Source organism: Pseudolactococcus yaeyamensis, assembly GCF_054658615.1.
This window is the reverse complement of sequence record NZ_BAAGGP010000159.1, coordinates 1-2,489: the sequence shown is the minus strand read 5'-3', so window position 1 is coordinate 2,489 and position 2,489 is coordinate 1. Positions and strand designations below refer to the sequence as shown.

Annotated in this window: 3 protein-coding genes; all 3 read right to left on the bottom strand. The window is 37.1% G+C overall.

Annotated features, from left to right (window positions below):
- Positions 1–52 precede the first annotated feature (52 nt).
- Positions 53–370, bottom strand: a complete 318-nt coding sequence (locus ACYQ21_RS15285; protein WP_460059520.1) for a hypothetical protein — start codon at positions 368–370, stop codon at positions 53–55.
- 332 nt (positions 371–702) lie between these two features.
- Entirely contained in the window at positions 703–1,047 is a 345-nt protein-coding gene (locus ACYQ21_RS15280; protein ID WP_460059519.1) for a hypothetical protein, read from the bottom strand.
- A 179-nt stretch (positions 1,048–1,226) separates the two neighbouring features.
- Positions 1,227–1,868: a hypothetical protein gene (locus ACYQ21_RS15275; protein ID WP_460059517.1), complete on the bottom strand. Its 642-nt coding sequence runs from the start codon at positions 1,866–1,868 to the stop codon at positions 1,227–1,229.
- Positions 1,869–2,489: the final 621 nt, after the last annotated feature.

Sequence of the window (2,489 nt, the reverse complement as noted above, 5' to 3'; positions counted from 1 at the left end):
GCCGCCACCTTTTTTAACATTGCTTGTAAGTATTTTCATGATTTACGCCTCCTTAGGCTTTTTGATTTTTAGCATTTTTAAGACTTTGCTCGTATCGTGTCGTCGCAACTAATTTCTTAGTGTTGCGGTCTCGCTCAGCAACTAATAATTTGCCTTGTTTGACAGTTAAAATATTAGTGTAAATACTCGCAAAATTATGATGGATTTTGAGAGACGAACGTTTGCCTGCAACGATACAATTTTTCTGCGGCACATAAATGCCGTCCTTGCGGATCTCACAAATTGCAAAGTTATGTTTTTTATCAAGCTTTGCGGTCGCATTGCCAAAATAGCCTAATTGGCGTAAATCAGATAGTTTAATTTCGTACATAGTTCCTCCTTAGGAAATTTATTATTAACCCTCATGTCTGAGGTTGAAAAGCCGTAGCTTTATCGGTGCTTTTTCCGTGAGATTTATAGTCAAAGATATCTCGAACTCATAGCTCGTTTAGCCATAGTTTTGCCATGGTAGGGACTCGCTCGTGGATGCCTGAGAGTGGTTCATTACGCCACCTTACACTACTCCCCTATTTCTTTTTTATCTCATAGGCATACGTGGCAGCTGCTTGTTAAAACAAGCCTTATCACCATAATCAGGGCGTAGGTTGATATTCAGTTGTCAAAGAGCAATAGTTTAGTGACATTGCGGTCAAGAATTGGTTATCAATAGCTATTGATATCTTCGCTAACTAAGTCTAATTCTAAAAGTTCTAAATCTTTTTCAGTATCCTTCAAACTCTGCTTATCAGGATAGAAATAGCGCATAATTGACTCACCTGATTCGCTCATGCTTATCAAATCTAGTATTTCAATATCTTTTCTAGCTTCGAGTATCAGAGCTTTCTTCCAGAAATTCATCATTTGCTTATAGAAATAGCCAACAATATCATGGACCTCTTCACGATTTTCACCATGAATTTTTATTCTAGCGATAAATCGATCAACCTCTAATTCAATATCTCTTGACCAGATTTCACCATGTAGGCGCGGAATGCTAAAATCAGTCATGAAATCAATATTTCGTTTTAACCTTAAAGTTATTGGACCGTCATGCCTTTCAGTTCTATCTTTAGTCTGATAGATTTTGTCAATCAACTTTGGTGCATCTGCTCCAAAGAGTTTTAGACGATTGATAGTGTAGGCACTTAAAAATGGATAATCTCTCATATCCAAAAGCTCTGAAATAGTTAATTCAGGTGCTTTGTTTTTTTCATCAGATATTTTCTCAGAAGATAAAGGATTTCGAGAAGATTTCTCCGTAGGAGAATCTGGTATCGATACTGTATCGACATCAGATATTTTAGTAATAGATTTGTCGGTATTAGATTTATTAGTTGTCCGTTACGGACATCTGGTGAAATGCCACTAGACTGGGCTTTCTCAATCGCCTGCTTTATTTTTAACTGCTCACGTTTCTCACGACTGATTTTATCTTTACGACGTCGTTCTTCTAAATCAATAGGTTGAACAATTTTAAAATCATCAACTTCAGCATAATCACTTTTAAGCTCTTCAAAATCAGAATCTGTGAAACGAGTATCTTTAAAATGATAGTCATACTGATAAGATTCACCATTTCGAAATTTCACACCAATAATGTAAGATTCTTCAAGAAGTTCATTCCAAATCCTCTCAACAGATTTACGCTTATTTTTAGCAAAATATTTTTGTAATTGAGTTTTGTGAAATTCATATGAATCTGGCATACTTAGCATATAAGCTAACAACCCCCGTGCTTCCAAAGATAACTTTTCATTATCTTGGAGCATATTCCGGTTAATAGATTCATACCCCTTTTCTTTTTTAGGGATAAACCTTTTAGTAGCCATATAATCTCCTTTTGCGATATGACAAACTCTCGTCCAAAAGACTTTGTTTCGCTATTATTTTGTTAATGCAAATAGCAGGAATCGAACCTGTCAACCTACCACTAGGCTATCTGCTTGCGTGTTGGACGACACGGCTTAATGAGAAAAAAGGAGTATTCTCAAATATTGTGTGATGGATTCAAACCATCCTTCCTCCAAACTCCAGTTTTTATTGCAAGAATCGAACTTGCGGCTTTCTCAATGACATCAGTCAACTACACAATACAACCTTTAACGTTTGATCAAACGCATTCTTATCCAAAATTGACAGTGAATGACTCCTGCTTAGGTTGCGCACACCTAAATTTTGTTTAATCACTATCTTGCACACGTCTGTACTTACGATAGCGAGAAGACCCAAGGGAAGGATTTGAACCTTTGACGACTGCCTATCCTCACTGAGTAACAGACAACAGCCCTACCACCGAGCTACCCTCGGGAGTAAAAAAGGAAATTATTTGCCTATTGCTAGGCAATGCTGATACCTGGAATCGAACCAAGAAATCCCGCTCCTATCACTTATCAAGCAAGAGGTGCTAATTATCAGCGTATTGACAATGTATTCACCTGTACATTGCCGAA

What these genes read in the sequence shown, in the direction of transcription:
- ACYQ21_RS15285 (WP_460059520.1), bottom strand. Translation starts at nt 370, where the DNA reads ATGTACGAAATTAAACTATCTGATTTACGCCAATTAGGCTATTTTGGC.
- ACYQ21_RS15280 (WP_460059519.1), bottom strand. Translation starts at nt 1,047, where the DNA reads ATGACTGATTTTAGCATTCCGCGCCTACATGGTGAAATCTGGTCAAGA.
- ACYQ21_RS15275 (WP_460059517.1), bottom strand. Translation starts at nt 1,868, where the DNA reads ATGGCTACTAAAAGGTTTATCCCTAAAAAAGAAAAGGGGTATGAATCT.